Source organism: Vibrio agarivorans (genome assembly GCF_030409635.1).
Taxonomy (GTDB): Bacteria; Pseudomonadota; Gammaproteobacteria; order Enterobacterales; family Vibrionaceae; genus Vibrio; species Vibrio agarivorans.
In genome coordinates this window covers 667,450-689,436 of record NZ_JAUFQF010000004.1, presented here as the reverse complement: position 1 = coordinate 689,436, position 21,987 = coordinate 667,450, and the positions used below count along the sequence as shown (strand labels likewise).

At 47.8% G+C, this 21,987-nt stretch carries 17 protein-coding genes; 7 read left to right on the top strand and 10 right to left on the bottom strand.

What is annotated here, in order from left to right:
- The first annotated feature begins 162 nt into the window (after positions 1–162).
- Both QWZ05_RS11670 and QWZ05_RS11665 read left to right on the top strand, forming a co-directional pair.
- The gene (locus QWZ05_RS11670; protein ID WP_264874260.1) at positions 163–1,353 is read left to right on the top strand and encodes a 3-phenylpropionate MFS transporter; all 1,191 of its coding nucleotides are present in this window, start codon (positions 163–165) and stop codon (positions 1,351–1,353) included.
- A 134-nt stretch (positions 1,354–1,487) separates the two neighbouring features.
- Complete coding sequence (locus QWZ05_RS11665; RefSeq protein ID WP_290298514.1) at positions 1,488–4,931, top strand: hybrid sensor histidine kinase/response regulator; 3,444 nt, start codon at positions 1,488–1,490, stop codon at positions 4,929–4,931.
- A gap of 31 nt (positions 4,932–4,962) precedes the next feature.
- Here QWZ05_RS11665 and QWZ05_RS11660 read toward each other — a convergent pair whose 3' ends face one another.
- The 3 genes from QWZ05_RS11660 to QWZ05_RS11650 all read right to left on the bottom strand — a co-directional run bounded on the left by QWZ05_RS11660 (position 4,963) and on the right by QWZ05_RS11650 (position 7,571).
- Entirely contained in the window at positions 4,963–5,454 is a 492-nt protein-coding gene (locus tag QWZ05_RS11660) for a hypothetical protein (RefSeq protein ID WP_264874258.1), read from the bottom strand.
- Positions 5,455–5,567: 113 nt separating this feature from the next.
- A complete protein-coding gene (locus QWZ05_RS11655) occupies positions 5,568–7,295 on the bottom strand; it encodes a sodium:solute symporter family protein (protein ID WP_290298511.1) in 1,728 nt (575 codons plus the stop codon).
- A 12-nt stretch (positions 7,296–7,307) separates the two neighbouring features.
- Positions 7,308–7,571: a DUF4212 domain-containing protein gene (locus QWZ05_RS11650; protein WP_264874255.1), complete on the bottom strand. Its 264-nt coding sequence runs from the start codon at positions 7,569–7,571 to the stop codon at positions 7,308–7,310.
- Positions 7,572–7,901: 330 nt separating this feature from the next.
- Between QWZ05_RS11650 and QWZ05_RS11645 the strand changes: the two genes are divergently transcribed.
- Positions 7,902–9,644, top strand: coding sequence for a potassium/proton antiporter (locus tag QWZ05_RS11645; RefSeq protein WP_290298509.1), 1,743 nt, complete (start codon positions 7,902–7,904; stop codon positions 9,642–9,644).
- 55 nt (positions 9,645–9,699) lie between these two features.
- Here the strand turns inward: QWZ05_RS11645 and QWZ05_RS11640 are convergent, their stop codons facing one another.
- From QWZ05_RS11640 to aspA, 4 genes are all read right to left on the bottom strand, one after another.
- On the bottom strand, positions 9,700–10,329 hold the full coding sequence (locus tag QWZ05_RS11640) for a response regulator (RefSeq protein ID WP_290298507.1): 630 nt from the start codon (positions 10,327–10,329) through the stop codon (positions 9,700–9,702).
- 100 nt (positions 10,330–10,429) lie between these two features.
- Positions 10,430–12,244, bottom strand: coding sequence for a protein-disulfide reductase DsbD (locus QWZ05_RS11635; RefSeq protein ID WP_290298505.1), 1,815 nt, complete (start codon positions 12,242–12,244; stop codon positions 10,430–10,432).
- Between the two features lie 129 nt (positions 12,245–12,373).
- On the bottom strand, positions 12,374–13,693 hold the full coding sequence (locus QWZ05_RS11630; RefSeq protein ID WP_290298503.1) for an anaerobic C4-dicarboxylate transporter family protein: 1,320 nt from the start codon (positions 13,691–13,693) through the stop codon (positions 12,374–12,376).
- A 151-nt stretch (positions 13,694–13,844) separates the two neighbouring features.
- Positions 13,845–15,296, bottom strand: coding sequence for an aspartate ammonia-lyase (aspA, locus tag QWZ05_RS11625; RefSeq protein ID WP_290298501.1), 1,452 nt, complete (start codon positions 15,294–15,296; stop codon positions 13,845–13,847).
- A gap of 367 nt (positions 15,297–15,663) precedes the next feature.
- Here aspA and QWZ05_RS11620 point away from each other — a divergent pair, with 367 nt between their 5' ends.
- A complete protein-coding gene (locus QWZ05_RS11620) occupies positions 15,664–16,185 on the top strand; it encodes an FxsA family protein (protein ID WP_264874244.1) in 522 nt (173 codons plus the stop codon).
- Between the two features lie 105 nt (positions 16,186–16,290).
- On the opposite strand, the gene QWZ05_RS11615 is transcribed toward QWZ05_RS11620, so the two are convergent.
- From QWZ05_RS11615 to QWZ05_RS11605, 3 genes are all read right to left on the bottom strand, one after another.
- The gene (locus QWZ05_RS11615; RefSeq protein ID WP_290298498.1) at positions 16,291–16,767 is read right to left on the bottom strand and encodes a tRNA (cytidine(34)-2'-O)-methyltransferase; all 477 of its coding nucleotides are present in this window, start codon (positions 16,765–16,767) and stop codon (positions 16,291–16,293) included.
- Positions 16,768–16,865: 98 nt separating this feature from the next.
- Positions 16,866–18,242, bottom strand: a complete 1,377-nt coding sequence (cpxA, locus tag QWZ05_RS11610) for an envelope stress sensor histidine kinase CpxA (protein ID WP_264874241.1) — start codon at positions 18,240–18,242, stop codon at positions 16,866–16,868.
- Positions 18,242–18,934, bottom strand: coding sequence for a response regulator (locus QWZ05_RS11605; RefSeq protein ID WP_264874239.1), 693 nt, complete (start codon positions 18,932–18,934; stop codon positions 18,242–18,244). The genes cpxA and QWZ05_RS11605 overlap by 1 nt, the downstream gene beginning before the upstream one ends.
- A 184-nt stretch (positions 18,935–19,118) precedes the next feature.
- Here QWZ05_RS11605 and QWZ05_RS11600 point away from each other — a divergent pair, with 184 nt between their 5' ends.
- From QWZ05_RS11600 to pfkA, 3 genes are all read left to right on the top strand, one after another.
- Positions 19,119–19,628: a CpxP family protein gene (locus tag QWZ05_RS11600; protein ID WP_264874237.1), complete on the top strand. Its 510-nt coding sequence runs from the start codon at positions 19,119–19,121 to the stop codon at positions 19,626–19,628.
- Positions 19,629–19,755: 127 nt separating this feature from the next.
- A complete protein-coding gene (gene fieF, locus QWZ05_RS11595; RefSeq protein WP_264874236.1) occupies positions 19,756–20,664 on the top strand; it encodes a CDF family cation-efflux transporter FieF in 909 nt (302 codons plus the stop codon).
- Positions 20,665–20,942: 278 nt separating this feature from the next.
- Positions 20,943–21,905, top strand: a complete 963-nt coding sequence (gene pfkA, locus QWZ05_RS11590; protein ID WP_264874234.1) for a 6-phosphofructokinase — start codon at positions 20,943–20,945, stop codon at positions 21,903–21,905.
- Positions 21,906–21,987 lie beyond the last annotated feature (82 nt).

The following is a 21,987-nucleotide window of genomic DNA, read 5'->3' as shown; positions in this document are numbered from 1 at the left end:
TCTGTCTTTCACAGTGATACCACTTAAGTGTGACCGATTTTTATCACCTCTCCAGACGACTTTGGTCTAATAGGGAAATGGAATAGACAGATTATTCCCTTTTTATCCTGTGCGCATAGCCGCATAATACTCGCGCAAATCATGCAGCAGTAGGAATTCATGATGTTTAAACCTTCTCCTTATGGCTGGATCTCCCAGTATTTTCTCGGCTTCTTTTTCGCTTATGGTGTTTACCTGCCATTTTGGGCACTGTGGTTTGAAGACCAAGGCGTCTCGGCAACGGATATAGGCATGCTGATTGGTCTTGGCCTTGCGACACGTTGTGTTGCCAACCTTGTTATCACACCTCGTGTCCATAGGGTCGAACACCTATTACCGGTGTTGCGTTGGTTGAGCTTCTTTGCGCTGCTGTTTATTGGCTTTCATTTCTTAGCGGGTGGCAGTTTCTGGCTGATGGCGCTGGCTACGATTCTCTTTAACCTCTGTTGTGGTCCAGTGATCCCGCTGTCTGATGCGATGGCTAACTATTACTCTCGACTCAAGCTGTTGGATTATGGTCGCACTCGCTTGTGGGGCTCGATTGCCTTCATCGCAGGCTCGACAGTGGTGGGCTTTTTAGTGGCTCAGTATGGCACTGATATGATCATCTACACCGCTCTCGCTGGTGTTTTTGCGGCGCTAATGCTGTCTATGCGTAATCCGACCCCTATGCCTGTGACACTGGAAGAAGAAGATGCAGATCGCCCGAAAATTACCGCGCTACTCAGAGAGTGGCCTGTAATTAAGTTCTTAGTTTTGGTGGCACTGATTCAAGGCAGTCACGCTGCTTACTACAGCTTTAGCTCGATTCATTGGAAAGAAGCCGGTCACTCAGAAGATATTATTGGTTACTTGTGGAGCCTAGGCGTGGTGGCTGAAGTGGTGATTTTTGCCACCAGTAAGAAGCTCTTCTCAGGCTGGTCTTTGCGTACATTGTTTGTGGTGGCCGCTGTGGGTGTGATGGCTCGCTGGGGGCTAACCGCATCAACAACCGCAGTGCCTTTGCTCGTGGTTGTACAACTATTGCATGGTGTGACGTTTGCAATGGCACATATTGCGGCGATTCAATACATTCAGAATTCCGCCGCCAATAAAATGGTCGCGCTGCAAGCCTTGTATAATGCGATCCCATTGGGGGCCTTTATCGCCTTAATGACAGCCTTGAGTGGTTGGGGTTATGAACATTGGGGTAGCAATATTTTCTGGGTAATGGCATCGATGGGCTTCTTTGCCCTGTTTATTCGCCTCGAGCCAAAGCCACAAGATCAGCAAATTGAGATGAAAGCAGAGCACAATCCACAGAATGAGTGCTGAGTAATTGCGTTTAAAATTTAACCCTTGCTAAAGTAAAAGTCTTCTTGAGTCAGTTGGATAACTGATGGTCTAGAAGGCTTTTTTGATCTTTGAGGGTCAAGTACGGCAAAGTCAAACTCAGCAAAGGACAGCGCATGCAAGGATGGATCGTGATTCCGGTCTCATTGACCTACTTAGGCATCTTATTTTTGATTGCTTGGTATGGTGACCGGCAAACACACAAAGTGGCGCGCTGGCGTCCTTGGATATACAGCCTCTCAATCGCAGTTTATTGCACCTCATGGTCTTTCTACGGCACGGTGGGACAAGCCAGTAGCAACCCTTGGTCATTCTTACCTATCTATCTTGCGCCGATTTTGGTTTTCGCTTTTGGTTGGCGGATCTTAGCACGCTTAATCTTGGTCGCGAAGCGCGAACATATTACCTCAATCGCTGACTTTATTGCTGCCCGTTATGGCAAATCACAAGGGTTAGCCGTTGCTGTCACCTTGATAGCCGTCGCGGGGATTTTGCCCTATATCGCCTTACAACTACGCGGTATCACGATGGGCTTAGATGTCGTGGCGCCTCAGTTGACCGAGCAGTTGGGATATGGCGAGGGACATGTCTCGTGGTTCGTCGTCGGGATGTTAGCGATCTTTACTATGTTGTTTGGTACGCGCCATATCGATAACACGGAGCATCACAGAGGAATGATGCTGGCGATTGCTTTTGAGTCGCTGGTCAAGCTGCTCGCTTTCTTGGTGGTGGGAATGTTTATCCTTTACTTAGCGTTCAGTAGCGATGAAATCGAGGTTTTATCGACAGCGGTTGAGACGTATCAAGCCCCTAACATTCCTACGTTGCTTATTCATACTGGCCTGACCATGATGGCTATTTTGTGCTTGCCGCGTCAGTTTCATACCACGGTGGTCGAGAATGAACGAGCGCAAGACTTGCATACCGCGCGTCGACTTTTTCCTCTCTATCTCATCGCGATGGGGGTGTTTGTTCTGCCTATCGCTTGGGTGGGGCAAAGCTTATTACCTAATAGCCCGGCAGACAGTTATGTCATCAGTGTGCCTATGGCAGCAGGAGCCGATTTTGTGGCTCTATTAGCGTTTTTAGGTGGTACGTCAGCAGCCAGTGGCATGGTGATCGTTTCCACTATTGCGTTGGCGATTATGGTGTCTAACGATCTTGTGATGCCACTTATCCTGCGCCGTATGCGCCTCACTCAACGCACTTTCCGCCACTTTTCTGGTTTATTGCTGATGATACGCCGCGCGCTGATTGTGATTTTGCTGTTGGGGGCATGGGGCTTCTATCAAGCACTGAATAGCATTCAGTCGCTTTCAGCGATTGGTTTTCTCTCTTTTGCGGCGATTACTCAGTTTGCCCCTGCCTTGATTGGTGGGATGTATTGGCGAGAAGGCAATAAAAAAGGGGTCTATACCGGTCTTGCGGTCGGGTTTGGTTTGTGGCTCATCACTTTAATGAGTCAAACGGGTTTATTGGCGGGCAGTGCCGATAACAACTTGCTGCTGTGGATAATTGCACCGCCAGACTTGTTTGCACGGATGGGTATTCAAGACTCCGATTGGGGAATGCTGCTCAGTTTAGTCTCCAATACGGTTTGCTATGTGCTGATTTCACTTGTCACACGTTCGTCACTGAGTGAACGGCTTCAATCGGCTTCTTTTGTCGGTACACCACTCCCGGAGAGTGAGAACATGAGTTTGTACCAAAGTCGAGTCACAGTGGCTGAGTTGGAAATGGTGGCTTCTCGATTTATCGGACGCAGGCGGGTGAAAAAAGGTTTTGAGAGCTTTTTCGAGCATCAGCGTGAGCGGTTGCTGCCCAATCAACAAGCGCCTTCAGTTCTGATTCGTCATACCGAGCGATTGCTCGCCGGGGTATTTGGTGCTTCTTCTGCTAAGTTAGTTCTCACCTCAGCGCTGCAAGGACGAAACATGCAACTGGAAGAGGTAGCCACCATTGTTGATGAGGCCTCAGAGTTGTACGACTTCAGCCGTGGCTTGCTGCAAGGGGCAATTGAACATATTGGCCAAGGGATTGCGGTGGTGGATAAGCAGCTTCGCCTTGTAGCTTGGAACCAGCGCTATCTAGAGCTATTCGTTTTTCCTACAGGGCTCATTCAAGTGGGTAGGCCGATAGCTGAAGTGATTCGTCATAATGCGCAGCAAGGCTTATGCGGGCCTGGCGACCCTGAGGATCATGTGCGGAGGCGTATCTTTCATTTAGAGCAGGGCACGAGGCATACCTCCTCTCGTATTCGTCCTGATGGGCGTGTAATTGAGGTGCAGGGCAACCCAATGCCGGGCGGTGGGTTTGTGATGAGCTTTACCGATATTACCGTGTTCCGTGAGGCAGAGCAGGCGCTGAAAGATGCCAATGAACGCCTTGAAGAGCGCGTGCATGAGCGCACCAAGGAGTTGGAGCTACTGAATAAACAGTTAGTGGCGGCTACGCAACGCTCAGATAGTGAATCGAAGTCAAAAAGTCGTTTTTTAGCCGCGGTCAGTCACGATTTAATGCAACCGCTCAATGCCGCACGCTTATTTGCTTCTTCATTATCTGAAGTGGCCAATGACGCAGAGACACAGAGGTTGTCGGGGCATATTGAGAGTGCGCTTGGGGCAGCGGAGGAGCTGATTGGTGACTTGCTCGACATCTCACGCTTAGAGTCAGGAAAGCTTGATGTGCATGTGCGCAGCTTTGCTATTGCGGATGTGCTGAAGAACTTAAATGCCGAGTTTAGCGCCTTGAGTAAAGAACAGCAGATTGATTTTTCAATGATCCCAAGTTCCTTATGGGCTAAGTCAGATCCTAAGTTGCTGAGACGTGTGATTCAGAACTTTTTAACCAATGCGTTTCGCTATAACCCTCAAGGCAAGGTGGTGCTTGGGGTTAGACGTGTCGATCATACACTGCGCATTGAGGTTTGGGATAATGGACAAGGTATTGATGAAGATAAACAGCAAGAGATTTTTGAAGAGTTTAACCGAGGCAGTCAGGTTCGCTCCGATCAAGGCCTAGGCCTAGGACTCGCGATATCGAAAGGTATTGCCCATGTTCTCGGGCATCAGATTGCGATGCGCTCATGGCCGGGAAGAGGCAGCGTGTTTTCTATTATTCTCAATCAAGCAATTCCTCAGCTTAAACCTGTAACAACACAACCTGCGGTCACTGCACAATCGGATCTCAGTCATTTGAAGGTATTATGCGTAGACAATGAGTCTGATATTTTGGTTGGCATGGAGAACTTGCTAAGTCGCTGGGGATGCGAAGTACGCTTAGCAGCAGATCTAGTGGAAAGCATGAAGTGCCTCGAAGAGGGTTGGCAGCCAGATGTGATTCTATCTGATTATAGGCTTGATAACGGTCGTACGGGGCTTGAGGTGTTGCAGCAGTGTCGTTTGCGACTCGGTGACAGCTTTAAAGGCGTCATCATTAGTGCCGATAGAACCGATGAAATGATGCAGACAATACAGTCGAGCGGCTTTAGTTTCATGGCGAAACCGGTAAAACCACTCAAGCTAAGAGCGACGTTGAGTGCGAGTCAGTCTAAAGGGTAAGGTCATGCTCACAACGATGGTGTGAATATGACTATTCTTGGTCTTGATTGAGCAGCGTCTCATAAACTACAAATGCAGTTTGTGTGTCACCGTAGTAAACACTGTCATTAGCTTGCACAGCCACTCGCAACCAACTCTCTTGCGATGCAGGGGCAGGTAAAGAAACTTGCCATTGTTGGGCACTATCATCGCTAGCTATCATGGCAATGGGCGAAGCTTGGTCTTGTTGATTATCGACCAGTGATACCTTTATCCCTTGCAGTGGAATGGCGGCTTTGAGACTGAGTGCAAGCTGATCGCTTGATAGGGTTTCTGAGCGAAATTGAATCTTAAAGTCGCCGTTCTCCATATCGCATAGCCCACTGGTGTAGCGGCAGTTGGATTTGCTGACGAGCTTATAAGTTTCTCCTTTCTTGGCCGCATGAGGCTTTTCACTAACGGCAATATCAATCCCCAAGTAAGCGATAATCGCCAAAATAGGTGCGACAATCAGTGCGACGATAAAGTGCTTATTTTTAAACATGCAGGCTTCCTTGCAGCAGTATATTAAAGCGAAAAGTATAGATATGAATAAGTTAACGCATTGGTGAGAGAAGAAAAGCCCCCGTAGGGGCTTTTGTGCACTCAAGGCAGAGTTTAGTGAGACGTTGCTTCACCAGCGCCAGCTGGTACGCGAACGTGTTCAACCAGATCTTTCACTTCTTGCGGTGTCTCTGCGGTGACTCTCGAGACGGCAAACGCTACGATGAAGTTGAACAGAGCACCAATTGCACCGAAGGCATTTGGCTCAATACCTAGGAACCAGTTGCTGCCCCAGCTTTCTAGATAGGTCCAATCAGAGATAAACAGCACGCCTTTATGTTGGAACACATAGAACAAGGTGACGCTGATACCCGCGATCATACCGGCAATCGCTCCCTCTTTATTGATGGTTTTGCTGAAGATACCCATCATCAAGGCCGGGAATATTGATGAGGCAGCCAGGCCAAAGGCGAGGGCAACCGTACCAGCGGCAAAGCCTGGTGGATTGAGCCCGAGATACCCTGCGACCCCGATGGCCACGGCCATCGATATTCGACTGGCGAGCAGTTCTTTCTTCTCTGAGATATTGGGGTTAATCACCCCCTTGATTAAGTCATGCGATATCGCTGAGGAGATAGCCAATAGTAGACCGGCTGCGGTTGAGAGTGCGGCCGCTAGACCACCCGCTGCTACCAGTGCAATCACCCAATTTGGCAGTTTTGCAATTTCAGGGTTTGCCAGCACCATGATATCGCGATCCACTTTCAGCTCATTGGTCGCAGCATCAGAGGTGTACTGAATCTGTCCATCGCCATTCTTATCATCAAAGCCAAGCAATCCGGTTTTTTCCCAGTTTTTAAACCATGCAGGGCGTTCATCATAAACAAGGTGCTGACCTTGGGCTGGGTTTACGGTGTCCATCAAGTTGAGGCGAGCCATAGCAGCTACTGCTGGCGCAGTTGTGTAAAGGATCGCAATAAACACTAATGCCCAACCTGCAGACGTTCTTGCATCTCGCACTTTTGGTACGGTGAAGAAGCGGATAATTACGTGTGGCAAACCGGCTGTACCGATCATTAATGACATGGTGTACACGAACATATTGAGGGTGTCGCCCCGCACCGCAGTGGTGTATTCGGTAAACCCAAGCTCTGTGACCACCTGGTCGAGCCTATCAAGCAGATAGACATCGGTACCGGCCATTGTGCTACCTAAGCCGATTTGTGGGAGTGGGTGTCCTGTTAGTTGCAGAGAGATAAATATTGCAGGGATAGTGTAAGCAAGAATGAGGACACAATATTGAGCAATCTGCGTGTAGGTAATCCCTTTCATACCGCCCATAACGGCATAGATAAAGACGATACACATCCCGATGCCAAGCCCGGTCGCGTAATCCACCTCTAAGAAGCGACCAAACGCAACGCCAACCCCTTTCATCTGACCGATAACATAGGTGACAGAGGCGATGATCAAACACACAACCGCCACAATACGGGCAGCTTTAGAGTAGAAGCGTTCGCCAACAAACTCTGGAACGGTAAATTTGCCAAATTTGCGTAGGTAGGGTGCAAGCAGCAGTGCGAGCAGCACATAGCCACCGGTCCAGCCCATTAGGAATACCGAGCCGCCGTATCCCATAAAGGCAATAAGACCCGCCATAGAAATAAATGATGCAGCCGACATCCAGTCAGCGGCGGTTGCCATGCCGTTAGCGATAGGGTTTACACCGCCGCCAGCCACATAAAACTCTTTGGTAGACCCTGCTCTAGCCCAGATCGCAATACCGATATAGAGAAGGAACGTAGCACCTACCACAATGTAGGTAATTGTTTTCAAGTCCATCTGAGATACTCCTTACTCATCAACGCCAAATTCGCGGTCAAGCTGACGCATTTTCCACGCATAATAAAAAATGATGACAAGGAAGGTATAGATAGAGCCTTGCTGTGCGAACCAGAAGCCCAGTTTGTAGCCTCCGATTTGGAATTGGTTAAGGACATCAACAAATAAAATCCCGCACCCAAACGATACGACGAACCAGACCACCATTAGACTGATCATCAATTTAACGTTTTTATCCCAATAGGCTTTGGCGCGTTCCTGACTTTCAAATGCCATTGCCGTCTCCTTACGATGTGTTGTTAATGAAATGTTTCAAGAACTAACATAGCAAGGTAATTCGTGCTTCTCTGTTCAACTTTAGTCGGCAAAAATGGTGAATGTAGAGTGAGAATGGGCGAGATTTTGTTGTAAAAAGGGCAATATTGTTTGTAGAAAAGGTGTTAAATTAGCCAAAGGTCTAATGTCTATAACCCTATGAATTACGTGACTTAGAGCGTGAGTGATAAGAAATGTTAAGGGATGTGTCATTTTAGGATATAGCAAAGAGTTATTAAAATTGGTTTGTTATAATTTTATTCTATTTTTTGTTGCAGTAGGAGGAACCACTTGGACGCAAATATGATCGATAGCCTTTTTCTAACTGGGGCGATTCTCATCGTTCTCAGCGTACTGCTGAGCCGTGCATCGTCAAAGTTAGGTGTGCCGATCCTACTGATCTTTCTTGTCGTCGGTATGCTTGCGGGAGAGGATGGCCCCGGACGTATTGCTTTTAACGATTACTCACTAACGTATCTCATCAGTAATTTAGCTCTGGCGATTATTCTGCTCGATGGCGGCATGCGAACGAAAGTTTCGAGCTTTAGAGTCGCGTTTTGGCCTTCACTCTCGTTGGCCACTATCGGCGTTGCATTAACTTCCACATTGACCGGGCTGATGGCCGCTTGGTTGTTTGACCTCTCTCTGCTGCAAGGCATTTTGGTTGGGGCTATTGTTGGTTCAACCGATGCTGCTGCGGTCTTCTCTATGCTGAAGGGGCAGAGTTTGAATGAGCGTGTAGGTTCAACGCTTGAGATCGAATCTGGCACCAATGATCCGATGGCTGTTTTTCTTACCGTGACGCTCATTGCTATTCTTGCTAACCCTGAAGCGGATATGGGGGTCTCTTTCCTATTGACTAGCTTTGGCATGCAGTTTGGTGTCGGGGCGCTAATTGGTCTTGGTGGTGGTTGGCTGCTGTGGTCGCTAGTTAATCGTGTCGAGCTTCATGAAGGGCTATATTCTGTATTGGTTATTGGCGGCGGTGTGGCGCTGTTTGCGTTATCCAATAAACTGGGCGGCAGCGGCATTCTTTCTATCTACCTTGCGGGGCTTTTGATTGGCAATAAGCCGACCAGCTTCCGTCACTCAATTTTAAACGTGTTGGATGGCATGACCTGGATGAGCCAAATTGCCATGTTCTTGGTTCTGGGTTTATTGGTGACACCATCAACCCTTATCGACATTATGCTGCCGGGACTCGCGCTCGCATTTGGTATGATCTTTTTTGCGCGCCCGATTGCCGTGTGGATTGGTCTGCTGCCATTTAAGAGTTTTACCACTAAAGAGCGAAAGTTTATCTCTTGGGTTGGCCTTCGAGGTGCGGTGCCTATCATTCTTGCCGTGTTCCCGATGATGGCGGGGCTTGAGAATGCGCAGCTCTACTTCAACATTGCCTTCTTTGTGGTAATGGTTTCTCTCTTAGTTCAAGGGGGGAGCTTAATGAAAGCGGCACGCATGGCGGATGTGACGCTTCCACCAAAGCCCACTCCTATTTCACGCACCGGAATTGAGATCTTTCGCGCAAGTGAGTGGGAGATGTTTGTTTATCGTTTGAAAGAAGAGAAGTGGTGTATTGGTGAGCCGCTTAAGCGCTTGGCAATGCCGGAGGGAACACGCATTACAGCGGTGTTCCGTGGTGAGAAGTTACTCCACCCATCAGGTAGTACCGTGCTAGAAGCCAACGATACGTTGTGCGTTCTTGGGCAAGACAAAGATCTCGATGCACTGAGCTTACTGTTTAGTGAAGCTCCGGAAGAAGAGGCGGCTCCACGTTTCTTTGGTGATTTCTTTTTGGATGTCGATAGCTTGGTAAAAGACGTTACATGCTACTACGGTGTTGAAGTGTCAGAGCTTGAAGGGCAATTAACCCTGAAAGAGCTGGTGGAGAGTGAACTGAGCGCTTATCCCGTGCTTGGTGATAGCTTTGAGTGGCAAGGGCTACACTGGGTTGTTGCTGATGTGCATGAGCACAAAGTGACTAAGGTCGGCTTAGGGCTGCCAGAGTCAGAGTCGCAGCTAGAGACGATATAACCCATTGGTTTCTTATTAAAAGCGCTTGCTCATTGATTTGAGCAAGCGCTTTTTTTTATGTCTGCATCTCTTGTAGCAAAATGACGGCTTGAGTGCGGTTCTTCACATCCAGCTTTCTGAATATCGCCGTCATATGAGCCTTTATTGTCGCCTCTGACACATTCAACTCATACGCGATCTGCTTATTGAGTAGGCCGTCAGACAGCATGCCTAACACCTTGTATTGCTGAGGGGTAAGGGTGGAAATCTTTTGTGCCAAATCACTGCATGCGGCTTCATCAGAGATAAGCTCTGCAGGAAAGTAGGGCTCCCCTTCAAGCACTTGGTTAAGCGCGGCAACCAGGGTTTTCATATCGCTTGATTTCGGAATAAAGCCATAAGCGCCGTGGCTTTTCACTTGCGTGACCACGGCAGGCTCTTCGCTGGCAGAAACCACAACAATCGGCAGCTCTGGATATTCAGCGCGCAGCTGGATCAATCCAGACATCCCATTCGCTCCGGGCATTTTGAGATCAAGCAGAAGCAGGTCGGGTTCGGGATCTTTTTCTAACAGGCTCAACAGAGCGGCCAATGAGTCGGCTTCAAGCAGAGAAGTACCGCCAATCGCCATATGAATGGATTGGAATAGGGCGTTACGAAATAGGGGGTGATCATCGGCAATGATGATGGTGTACGTCGAGTCCATGACACTCCATGTAGATTACCTATTGAACCTTATTCAATTATTGACATGAAATGCTCAGTGGACAATGCCTGTCCACTGAAAGTCTGAACTCTATCGGGTTTTATTGTTCGCTTTGAGAAACACGCTGCAAATGTGTCAGGAAAGGCTCAGCGGCCATAAAGCCAGTGACACGTACGTTGGAGATGCGCTCACCTTGACCGTTCCAGAAGTCAATGGTGGGTAAACCTAATACTTGCAGATGTTGTAGCAAGGCGATGTCTTGTGCACGATTTCGTGTCACATCCGCTTGTAGTAGTACAAATTTCTGAAGCTCTTGCTCAACTTGGGTTTCATGAAATGTGTATTTTTCAAACTCTTTACACGCAACGCACCAGTCAGCATAGAAGTCTAGCATCACAGGTTGGTTATTTTGCTGAGCGAGGGCCAGTTGATGCTCAAGATCTTCAACGGTTTCGATTTGAATAAACTCAACCTGAGCTGAAGTGTTGCCCATCGATGAACCAAACCAATGATTGAGCGCGGGTTGTAACGAGGCAATCAACCCGAGCACAGCCACAACCCCGACCAAGCTTTGCTTCCAACTCCCAAAAGGAAGTTTGTTTTTGATGTGATATAACCAGCCAAATGCGCCAATGCCGAGCAATGTCCACAACACAGATGCCCAAACACTCGGTAAGATACGCTCTAATAAGAATAGCGGTGCAGCAAGCAAGATAAAGCCAAACATGACCTTAACCGTATCCATCCACTCTCCTGCTTTCGGCAGCAATTTATTGCCAAACACGGCGACTAAAATCAGTGGGGTACCCATTCCAAGCGCTAAGGCGTAGAGCGCAGTCGCTCCAGTCAGCAAGTCGCCACTTTGTGCCACATAGAGCAGCGCGCCAGACAATGGCGCTGTGGTGCATGGTGAGCAAACCAAGCCAGAAATCGCTCCCATCGCAAATACCCCAAAAATATTGCCACCTTGCTGCTTGTTGCTGAGGTTATTGAGCCATGTCTGAACACTCGCTGGTAGTTGCAAAGTGTAAACTCCAAACATTGAAAGCGACAGAGCTACAAACACAGCACTTAGCGTAATGAGTACCGCTGGGTGTTGCATCGCGGCTTGAAACTGCATGCCAGCAGAAGCGACGACTAAGCCGAGTAAAGTATAAGTCAGGGCCATGCCTTGCACGTAGACAAATGAGAGCCCTAGGGCTTTCTTCGCAGAGATCTTGCCTTGGCCAAGCACGATACTGGTTAGGATGGGATACATTGGCAGTACGCAAGGCGTGAAGGCTAAACCAACACCTAGCAGTAGGAAGAGTGCGGGTGTCCACCAGTTATCACCTAGTGTGCTAGCTAGGTTTTCAGATTGGCTGACTGGCGCTGAAAAATCATTGAGTGCTGCTGACTCTGCGTCTTGAGTCGGTGCTGGCACTTGCTCAGGTGAACTCGCTTGGGTTTGCGAGGCATTAGTAAACTCTGTCAGTTCGATAACACGAGTTTCTGGTGGGTAGCAAAATCCAGATTTAGCACAGCCTTGATACTGAACAAACAGTTGTGCCCCTGGTTGGTAGTCGGCTAGGCTCAGCTCTAGGTACAATGGTGTTGTGTAGATATTCACATCACCAAAAAACTCATCATGATATGGCTCACCCGCAGTCAGTTGGTAGGGCTCAAGAGAGGCATTGTCTACCGAAATATTCATGCGCTCTTGATAGAGGTAATAGCCTTCTTTGACCTGCCAATCGATAAAGACGCGATTGTCTTGTTGAAGCGCATTAAAAGGAAATGCCTCATCGACAGGTACAAAGCGGTTGTCGCTCTGGCCAAAGCTCAACTCTTGTGAGCTATTGTTAGAGAAAAGGGCCCAAGCAGGGGTGCTAGCAAAGCTAACAAGAAGAACAAAAAGAGAAAATATAACGCGCATATTATCCGACTGCTGAGTTGAGATAGTTGTATATTAACTCATCAGACCGTGCGAAGAAGGATTTAGTTTCAAATGGCGAAAATAAAACACCCGCCAGATAGGCGGGTGTTGAAGTGAGAGCAAATGCGTTTATACAAACATGTTTGCTAGCAGCAGGCCGTAGAGAATACTAAAGAACATACTCAGTAGACCCGGAGCCATAAAGCTGTGGTTGAAGATGTACTTGCCAATCTTGGTGGTACCCGTTGTATCAAAGTCGATAGAAGCGATGATTGGGCCGTAGTTTGGAATAAAGAAGTAACCGTTCACTGCGACAAACGTGGCAATGATGATTTCTGGTGGTAGACCGATAGTGATCGCAACAGGAACCAATACCGCAGTCGTAGCGCCTTGGCTGTTAACCATGACAGAGAGCACGAATAGAGCAAAAGCAAATGTCCACGGTGCAAACTCAACAAGACCTGAAACCGTCTCTTTTACCAGATCGCCGTGACCTGCAACTAGCGTGTTACCAAGCCATGCAATACCAAAGATAGCGACAATCGCACGCATACCCGCATGGAACACAGAACCTTGTGTGATATCCATGCCGTCTGGCTTACAGATTAGAATGATCAGTGCTGCAACCGTCAGCATCACAATCTCAATCGTGTGTGCCATACCCATTGCTACGCCATCAAATGCTGGGCGAAGTGATGGGAATGCGCCCATAAGTACCACGATAAGAGAGCCGAATAGGAAAAGGCCAACCGATTTTTTCGCCGTTGGTGTTACCTCGATTTCAGCAGGGTCTTGCGTATCCGAACCTTCCATCTCTGCGCGGTAGTGTGGGTCTTGCAGGCGACGTTGGTACTCAGGATCGTCTGTCAGCTCTTTACCTAGCTTATTAACGATCGTACATGCCGTTGCTAGACCAAAGAAAGTGGCTGGAATGGTCACGGCCAGTACAGTACCTAGTGTAATACCTTGTGGTTCAAGGAACGCCACCAATGCAACAACGGCTGCTGCGATCGGGCTTGCTACGATACCAAACTGAGAAGCGATGACTGCCATACCTAGTGGACGTTCAGGACGAACACCGCTGCGACGACTCACTTCTGCGATAACAGGAAGAACTGAGTAAGCAACGTGACCAGTACCCGCCATAATGGTGAAGCAGTAAGTCACTAGAGGTGCGATAAAAGTGATGTGCTTTGGATTCTTGCGCAAGATTTTAGAAGCAATCTTGATCATGTAGTTCAAGCCGCCAGACGCTTGCATTGCTGCTGCCGCTGCAACCACCGCCATGATCATCAGCATAACGTCGATTGGCGGGCTTGAAGGTTCTAGACCAAAACCGAAGGTCAAAACCGCAAGACCGACACCGCCCATAACGCCAAGGCCGATACCACCAATACGAGCACCGATTAAGATACATATCAGTACCACGGCAAACTCAATAAAAAACATGTTTAACTCCTGTGTTGTGTTATTTCATTTTTGTAGGTTGAGCTAAGTTGCTTCTTTTTATATTTTTATACCGCAGTCCCTCACTCTAAACGGCTAGAGTTGAGCCCGCGGGGAATAAAACAGGCCTCCATTGGGAAGCCTGTTAAATGGTTTACTCGTAACGCTTGGCTTTGTATGTAGGCTGCATGAAGTTCTCAACAGACAGAATGTCGTCAAGCTCTTCAGCCGTCAGTAAGCCACGTTCAAGAACGACTTCACGCACGCTCTTGCCGGTTTCTGCACAGATCTTACCCACAATGTCACCCTCGTGATGACCGATGTATGGATTGAGATAAGTAACGATACCGATAGAGTTGTAAACGTAGTTCTCACACACTTCTTTATTCACCGTAATGCCACTGACGCACTTGTCGCGTAGATTAATACAGGCATTAGTCAGGATAGAGAGTGATTCGAACATGCTTTGTGCGATGACTGGCTCCATCACATTAAGTTGTAACTGACCGCCTTCCGCTGCGATTGAAATGGTGTTGTCGTTGCCCATGACTTTAAAGCACACCTGATTCACCACTTCAGGTACAACCGGGTTTACTTTCGCAGGCATGATAGACGAGCCCGCTTGTAGCTCAGGGAGGTTTAATTCATTAAAACCAGCGCGAGGACCAGAAGAGAGCAGGCGCAAGTCATTACAGATCTTAGACAGCTTGACCGCTAGGCGTTTCAGAGCACCATGAGTCATTACGTATGCACCGCAGTCAGAGGTCGCTTCAATCAAATCTTCCGCTGCCACTACATCATGGCCAGTGACTTGAGCAAGGTGTTTTACTGCCAGCTCTTGATAGCCTTGCGCTGCATTTAAACCGGTTCCAATGGCAGTCGCACCTAAGTTCACTTCAAGCAGTAGCTTTGAGGTGTAATCAAGGTTTTTGATTTCTTCGTTAAGTGTCACAGACCAAGCGTGGAACTCTTGACCGACCGTCATAGGCACGGCGTCTTGAAGCTGGGTTCGACCCATTTTTAGAATCGATTTGAATTCATCGCTCTTGGCATCGAATGCGCCTTTAAGGTATTCAATCGCTTCAATGACTTGGCGAATACTGTTGAATACCGCAATACGGAAACCAGTAGGGTAAGCACAGTTGGTTGATTGGCTCTTGTTGACATGATCATTTGGGTTGATGAGGTCATAGCGACCTTTTTCTTCGCCCATTAGCTCAAGTGCGACGTTGGCAATCACCTCGTTGGTGTTCATGTTTACTGATGTGCCAGCACCACCTTGAAATACGTCTGATGGGAACTGATCCATGCATTTGCCTGTCTCAAGAATCACATCACAAGCTTGGATAATATGGTTAGCGACCTCTTTTGGGATAACACCAAGCTCTTTGTTAGCTAGTGTCGCCGCTTTTTTGGTCATGACCATGCCTTTGACAAACTCAGGCACGTCAGAGATGGTGACGTTCGAGATATTGAAGTTTTCAATTGCACGTAGGGTGTGAATGCCATAGTAAGCATCAGCAGGGACATGGCGCTGTCCCAGTAGATCTTCTTCGACACGGGTGGCTAGTTGAGCTTGGTTATTGCAAGTGTTTGTCTTGGCCATGTCCGGGATCCTCAGATAATTGTTCTAACAAATATAATTATTGTTAGCCAACTCTGCGTTTATTGAATCCCTTCGGCAGAATAAGTGGCTGAAAATCAGTCCTCGACTTTCGCCCGCTAATGATACTGAAACCAACAGTTAAAAATAGTAATTTTGATCACTTTTTTACCGCTAATTTTGCTGGGTACTGTTATTTTGTTGCATAACACTAAAAAGCGTAACGAAATAGTGGCTTTTCGGTCATTTTAGTGCACAAAGACTTGATAATTGTAGTCGGTGCCCAGAGTCTATAGGGAGCTGACAAAGACAATAACCCACTAAGGCCAACAAAGTGTCTTACACTGAAAGGGTTAATTAGGAGAAAAGTGTGTTTCCCATTTTATTGATAGCGTTTATTTTTGTACCGATCATTGAGATTGCCTTATTTGTGCAAGTAGGTGGTGTGATTGGTATGTGGCCAACAATCGCTTTGGTGCTGCTGACGGCCATCATTGGTGCATCATTAGTTCGTTCACAGGGCATTCAAACCCTGCTATCGGTGCAATCACGTTTAGAGCAAGGTGAGTTACCTGCTCAGCAGATACTGGAAGGGGTGATGTTGGCAGTATGTGGCGTATTGCTACTCACTCCCGGCTTTATGACCGATGCAATGGGCATGATTGTTCTACTGCCAGCGCCGCGAGCAGCTCTAGCGAAGTTCTTGATGACAAAAATGGTGGTCAATCAAGCGGGCGGTTTCCAGTCAGGCGGCTTTAGTGGTGGCTTTGGTCAAGACCCGTTTTCACAACACAACCCATTCGAGCGTGACCAAGACCAACAGGGCAACACGTTTGAGGGAGAGTATGAAAACAAAGATGACGATCAGAACAACAACAACCGTTTAAACTGATCGGACGAAATCTTAAGCTGTTAAGATGAATAAAGGCCGCACTCTGAGTTGAGTGCGGCCTTTTTGTTTTTGTCGACACCATCGCTTTAGGCGCTGATTAAGGCGCTATACTGCACCTTCAAATCCCATCTGTCTCCAAGCTTCAAAAGCAATGATAGCCGCCGCGTTGGAGAGGTTTAAGCTACGTGCATCTGGCATCATTGGAATACGGATACGTTGTTCCATTGGTAAGCTTTCAATCACCTCAGCAGGCAAGCCGCGCGTTTCTGGACCAAACAGCAACACATCACCTTGGCGATAGCTAGGGTCAACATGATGACCCGTGGTTTTCGTCGTGCAGGCAAATAGGCGGTAATCACTATCGCGAGCGTCTAAAAAGTCGAGAAATGCTTGGAGGTTTTTGTGGCGAGTCACGCGGGCAAGGTCATGATAATCAAGACCCGCACGGCGCACTTTCTTCTCTTCAAGATCAAAGCCAAGCGGTTCAATAAGGTGCAGGTTCGCTCCGCAGTTGGCACATAAACGGATGATGTTCCCCGTGTTCGGAGCGATCTCAGGTTCGTATAGAGCAATATCAAACATATCAGTCGACTTATTGTAAAAAGTGGTAGGGGTAACGGCGTTCGTTACCCCAAGAGTGGTCGAAGAATAGCATTGTCAGCAATTTCGCTGCAAGAGAGCTAGCCAAGTGGCAATGAGATGATAACGCGTAAGCCGCCAAGTGGGCTTGGTTGCGCTTCGATTTTGCCATTGTGTTGGCGGATAGCGCTCTCAGTAATTGCAAGGCCCAATCCTGTTCCTCCGGAATCTCTGTCACGCGCTGTCGAGACGCGATAGAAAGGGCGGAAAATCTGGTCAAGTTGGTCATCCGGCACGCCAGCACCATCATCATCGATGGTGATGACTATGGATTCCTTTTCAATACTGAAGTGTACTTGAATCACTCGTTCAGCATAGCGAATGGCATTGCGTGTGACATTTTCAACCGCACTGATGAGTAGCTTCGGGTTGCCAGAGATACTTTGCTCAGGAATAGCATTAAAGTTAAGTGCTTTGCCTGACTGTTCTGCTTCAAATTGGGCATCGTCCAAAAGTCCTTCCCACAGACTGCTTAACGGCTGCTGCTCTCGACTTAGGTGTGAGTCCATCTGCATGCGAGAGAGGGAAAGTAACTCTGAGATCATCTGCTCAAGCCTTTGCGCTTCCGTATCGATACGCGTTAACTCACTGCTCTCTCCTTGTTTACGTTGTGCAAGCGCAGAGGCCATGCGTAATCGTGTCAACGGGGAGCGTAGCTCATGAGAAATATCAGAGAGTAGGCGTTGCTGACCACTGATCATCGCATTTACTGCGTCGACCATCTGGTTAAAACTTTGGCCGGCTTGACGAAACTCTCGCGTGCCCTGTTCGAGTTTAGGGTCTTCAACAAATTCCCCTTTGGCGACACGCCTTGCCGCCTGCTCTAGACGGCGAGCAGGTTGACTCAATGCCCAAGCGAGCCAAAGTAGCAGTGGCGTACTGACTGCCATGACAACCATCAACAGTTGGAAAGGCTTATCAAATAGGCGAATTAAATACGGTGGTGGCTCGTTCCAACGTAGCCCCATGTAGAGTTGTAACTGCTGGTCTGCCAGTTCAACCTCCACTGGGCCGGCCAGCATCCATTGTCCGTAAAGCCGTTGCTGCGCTTTTTCCGGTAGGTCAGTGCTTGAGACAAAGTTCTTTAACACCTTACGTTTGTAATCAGAGCGATCACCTTGAGTCAAAATATTGCCTTCACCATCAACCAGATAGAGGGAAGGCTTACGGTGACGAGAGGTGTTTAGCTGTTGATTGAAATCTTCGATGATAACGTCGAGATCCGTAGTCATTCGGTAGTGGTTTTCTACATTGCGCGCTAAACGATCTAATCTTTGGGCATGCTCGGTCGTGAGATCACGCACCTTACGTGGGTCAAGGTGTGGCAATGAGAGCACGGCGATGACGACCAGCATGATGGTAAACCAGAAAATGGCAAAGATACGACCATATAGGCTGCTGAACTTAGGTAATCTCATTAATCACCCTCAACCAGCATATAGCCGCGTCCGCGAAGGGTTTTAATCAGAGTGCGACCTTCGCCAGATTGCGCCAGTTTCTTACGTAAGTTAGACACATGCATGTCAACCGCTCGATCAAAGGCCGCGAGACGTTTGCCGAGTACTTCTAAACTCAAGGCTTCTTTAGTCAACACATCTCCGGGGTGTTGGATAAAATAGTCGAGTAGTGCAAATTCAGTAGTGGTTAAGTCCAGCAACTGCTCATCGATATAAGCCTCTTGCTTACCTGGGTAAGTGACGATGTTAAGGTATTCATTGCAGTCTTTTGAGGCGCTTTTTTTATTTTCGTCTTTGCTCGTTCGGCGCAAAATCGCTTTGATTCGAGCAAGCAGTTCACGGTCGCTAAAAGGTTTAGGCAGATAGTCATCAGCGCCAAGCTCAAGACCGATGACACGGTCAATCTCTTCGCCTTTTGCTGTTAACATTAATACTGGCGTTTCCCAGTTGGCTCTTAGCTGCTTTAGGGTCTCGATACCATTGAGTTTAGGCATCATGACATCAAGAAGAATGAGATCAACGCTCGCATCAAGCGCGGCAAGGCCAGCCTCACCATCGTTGGCTTCACTGACCTGAAATCCCTCAAAGCTTAGAACTTCCGTTAGGAGTGATGTCAGTTCAATATCATCATCAATCAATAGAATGTGGTTCATGCTTGCTCGCCTACTAAAGTCAGTCTTGTCCTATTTAGTTTACTGATAAACCCGTAGCCATGTTGAGAGGTTTACGCTCTATTTACTTTTCTTTACGTTCACTAAACGTTGCTTTACTTAGCAGGGGCTAATCTTAACTCAAGCGCCAAGAGGCGATAATTGAACAAAACATGAGGACACAAAGATGAAAAAAGCAAACAAATGGTTAGTAGCAGCTGTGGCTCTTCCGCTATCTCTAAGTGCAGCAAGTGCTTGGGCTTTTGGTGGTCCAAATGGTGGACACGGTGGCAAAGCAAAGTGTGGCGGTGATCGTGGTGTAATGAAGCAGCTTGACCTAACTGAAGAGCAAAAAACGCAACTACAAGAGCTACGTGAAGCGAATAAAGCAGAGCGCGATGAGCGTCAAGCGAACCGTGAAGCAAATCAAGCTCAGCGTGATGCGCATAAAGCACAAATGAAAGCACTGATGCTCAGTGACACATTCGATGAAGCACAAGCACAAGAGCTGGCCTCAACCATGGTTGAGAAACAAACCCAGCGCCGCGTTGCGATGATGGAGAAAAAGCATGAGATGCTGCAAATCTTAACAGCAGAGCAGCGTGAGCAGTTCTTCGAGGCTCAAGAAGAGCGTATGCAAGAGTGCAAAGCGAAGATGGAAAAGAAACAGCAACGTCGCGCCAAAGCTGACAGCTAATGAGTTTTTAACACTCTAATCCCTCTAGTGACCGGTTTAACGCTGTTAAATTGGTCACTTTTTTAATAACAAGAAACCAATTTAGGGGTATAATCTTTCGCCAGGATACTTAACCTATTTATGGACAATGAAAAAAGAGTATGCCCGCCTTGTCACACTGGCGGCTTATGCAGCGACAACCGTTGCAACCTTTCTACTGATCATTAAGGTCATTGTGTGGTGGATGACCGGTTCGGTCAGCCTGCTTGCCTCGGTGATCGACTCGTTACTTGATATCGCAGCCTCATTCGTGAACTTGCTAGTGGTGCGCTATGCGCTGCAGCCCGCCGATAAAGAGCATACCTTTGGCCACGGCAAGGCCGAATCTCTTGCCGCTCTCGCGCAAGCGATGTTCATTTCTGGCTCTGCTTGTTTCCTCATCTTGAGTGGTATCGACCGCTTCTTCCGCCCACATCAACTAGACTCCCCCGAACTCGGTGTTTATGTCAGCTTGTTTGCGATGATCGTGACGCTCGGTCTGGTTCGTTTTCAGCAGTATGTGGTAAAGCAAACTGGCAGTCAGGCTATCGCCGCTGATTCTCTGCACTATCAATCCGATCTGTATATGAACGCCGCGATTATGCTGGCGTTGGGTTTAAGTTGGTTTGGGTTTACTCAAGCGGATGCGATTTTTGCCGTTGCTATCGGCGTATTCATTCTATATAGCGCATATAAGATGGCACGTGAGGCGATTCAAACCTTGCTTGACCATAAGCTACCTGATAGTGAAATTGAACAGATACATCAAGCGTGTCGTTTAGAAGAGGGAGTGCTCGGTGTGCACCAAGTGCGGACTCGTTTATCTGGACCTACACGGTTTATTCAGTTGCACCTAGAGCTTGAAGATACGATGCCGCTTATCAAGGCGCATGAAATATCAGACCGAGTTGAAGATAGGTTGCTGAATTTGTTCCCGGATGCTGACATTATTATCCACCAAGACCCATACTCCGTTGTGATTGGTGCAGAGCGAGGGCAGAAAGCAAAGGGGTGGTAGAAGCAAGGATGAGGTGTTTTATTACAAACAACTCTATACTGTGGGCAGAAAAAATCACGATTCTGATATGAATCAACGAACTCAAGAGTGAGTTCAGTAATAATTTTACGAACAAAATAACAATACTTGGTGTAACTGAATTTCTCGCTAGTATTCAGACGGCAACCGAGTAACATAGAAATCATTACGTAAAGGATCACGTAATCGCTGAGGGCGCGGATTGCTGTTGGCGAATACATAATAAATTAAATTAGATTCCCAAAAAATCGAGGGTGAGCATGATTAAGAAGATCGGTGTTTTGACAAGTGGCGGTGACGCACCAGGCATGAACGCGGCGGTTCGCGGCGTGGTTCGTACAGCACTGACAAAAGGTTTAGAGGTTTACGGCGTATATGACGGTTACCTTGGCCTATATGAAAACCGAATCAAGAAGCTGGATCGCTCAAGCGTTTCAGACGTGATTAACAAAGGCGGTACATTCCTAGGCTCTGCGCGTTTCCCAGAGTTTAAAGAAGTAGAAGTACGCCAAAAGGCGATTGAAAACCTAAAAGAGCATGGCATCGACGCACTGGTAGTTGTGGGTGGTGACGGCTCGTACATGGGTGCTAAGAAACTGACTGAAATGGGTTACCCATGTATCGGTCTACCGGGCACAATCGACAACGACATCGCAGGTACCGACTACACGATTGGTTACCTAACTGCACTGAATACGGTTATCGACAACATCGACCGCCTGCGTGACACGTCTTCATCACACCAACGTATCTCGATTGTTGAAATCATGGGTCGTCACTGTGGTGACCTAACTCTTATGTCTGCTATCGCGGGTGGCTGTGAATACATCATCACTCCTGAAACAGGCCTAGATAAAGAGAAGCTGATCAACAACATTCAAGATGGCATCAAGAAGGGCAAGAAGCACGCAATCATTGCTCTTACTGAACTGATGATGGATGCAAACGAGTTGGCGAAAGAGATTGAAGCGGCGACAGGTCGCGAAACTCGTGCAACGGTTCTTGGCCATATTCAACGTGGTGGCCGTCCTACAGCATTTGACCGCGTATTGGCATCTCGCATGGGTAACTACGCCGTACACCTGTTGCTTGAAGGCGAAGGTGGTCGTTGTGTTGGTATTCAAAAAGAGCAGCTTGTGCACCACGATATCATCGATTGTATCGAGAACATGCAGAATCCAGCGCGTGATGACCTGTTCCAGGTTGCGGAAGAGTTGTTCTAATCGCCATACCGCTTAATTGATTGTAAAAGCGCAGACTTCGGTCTGCGTTTTTTTTTCGTCCTTTGTTTTGTCGTTATATAGC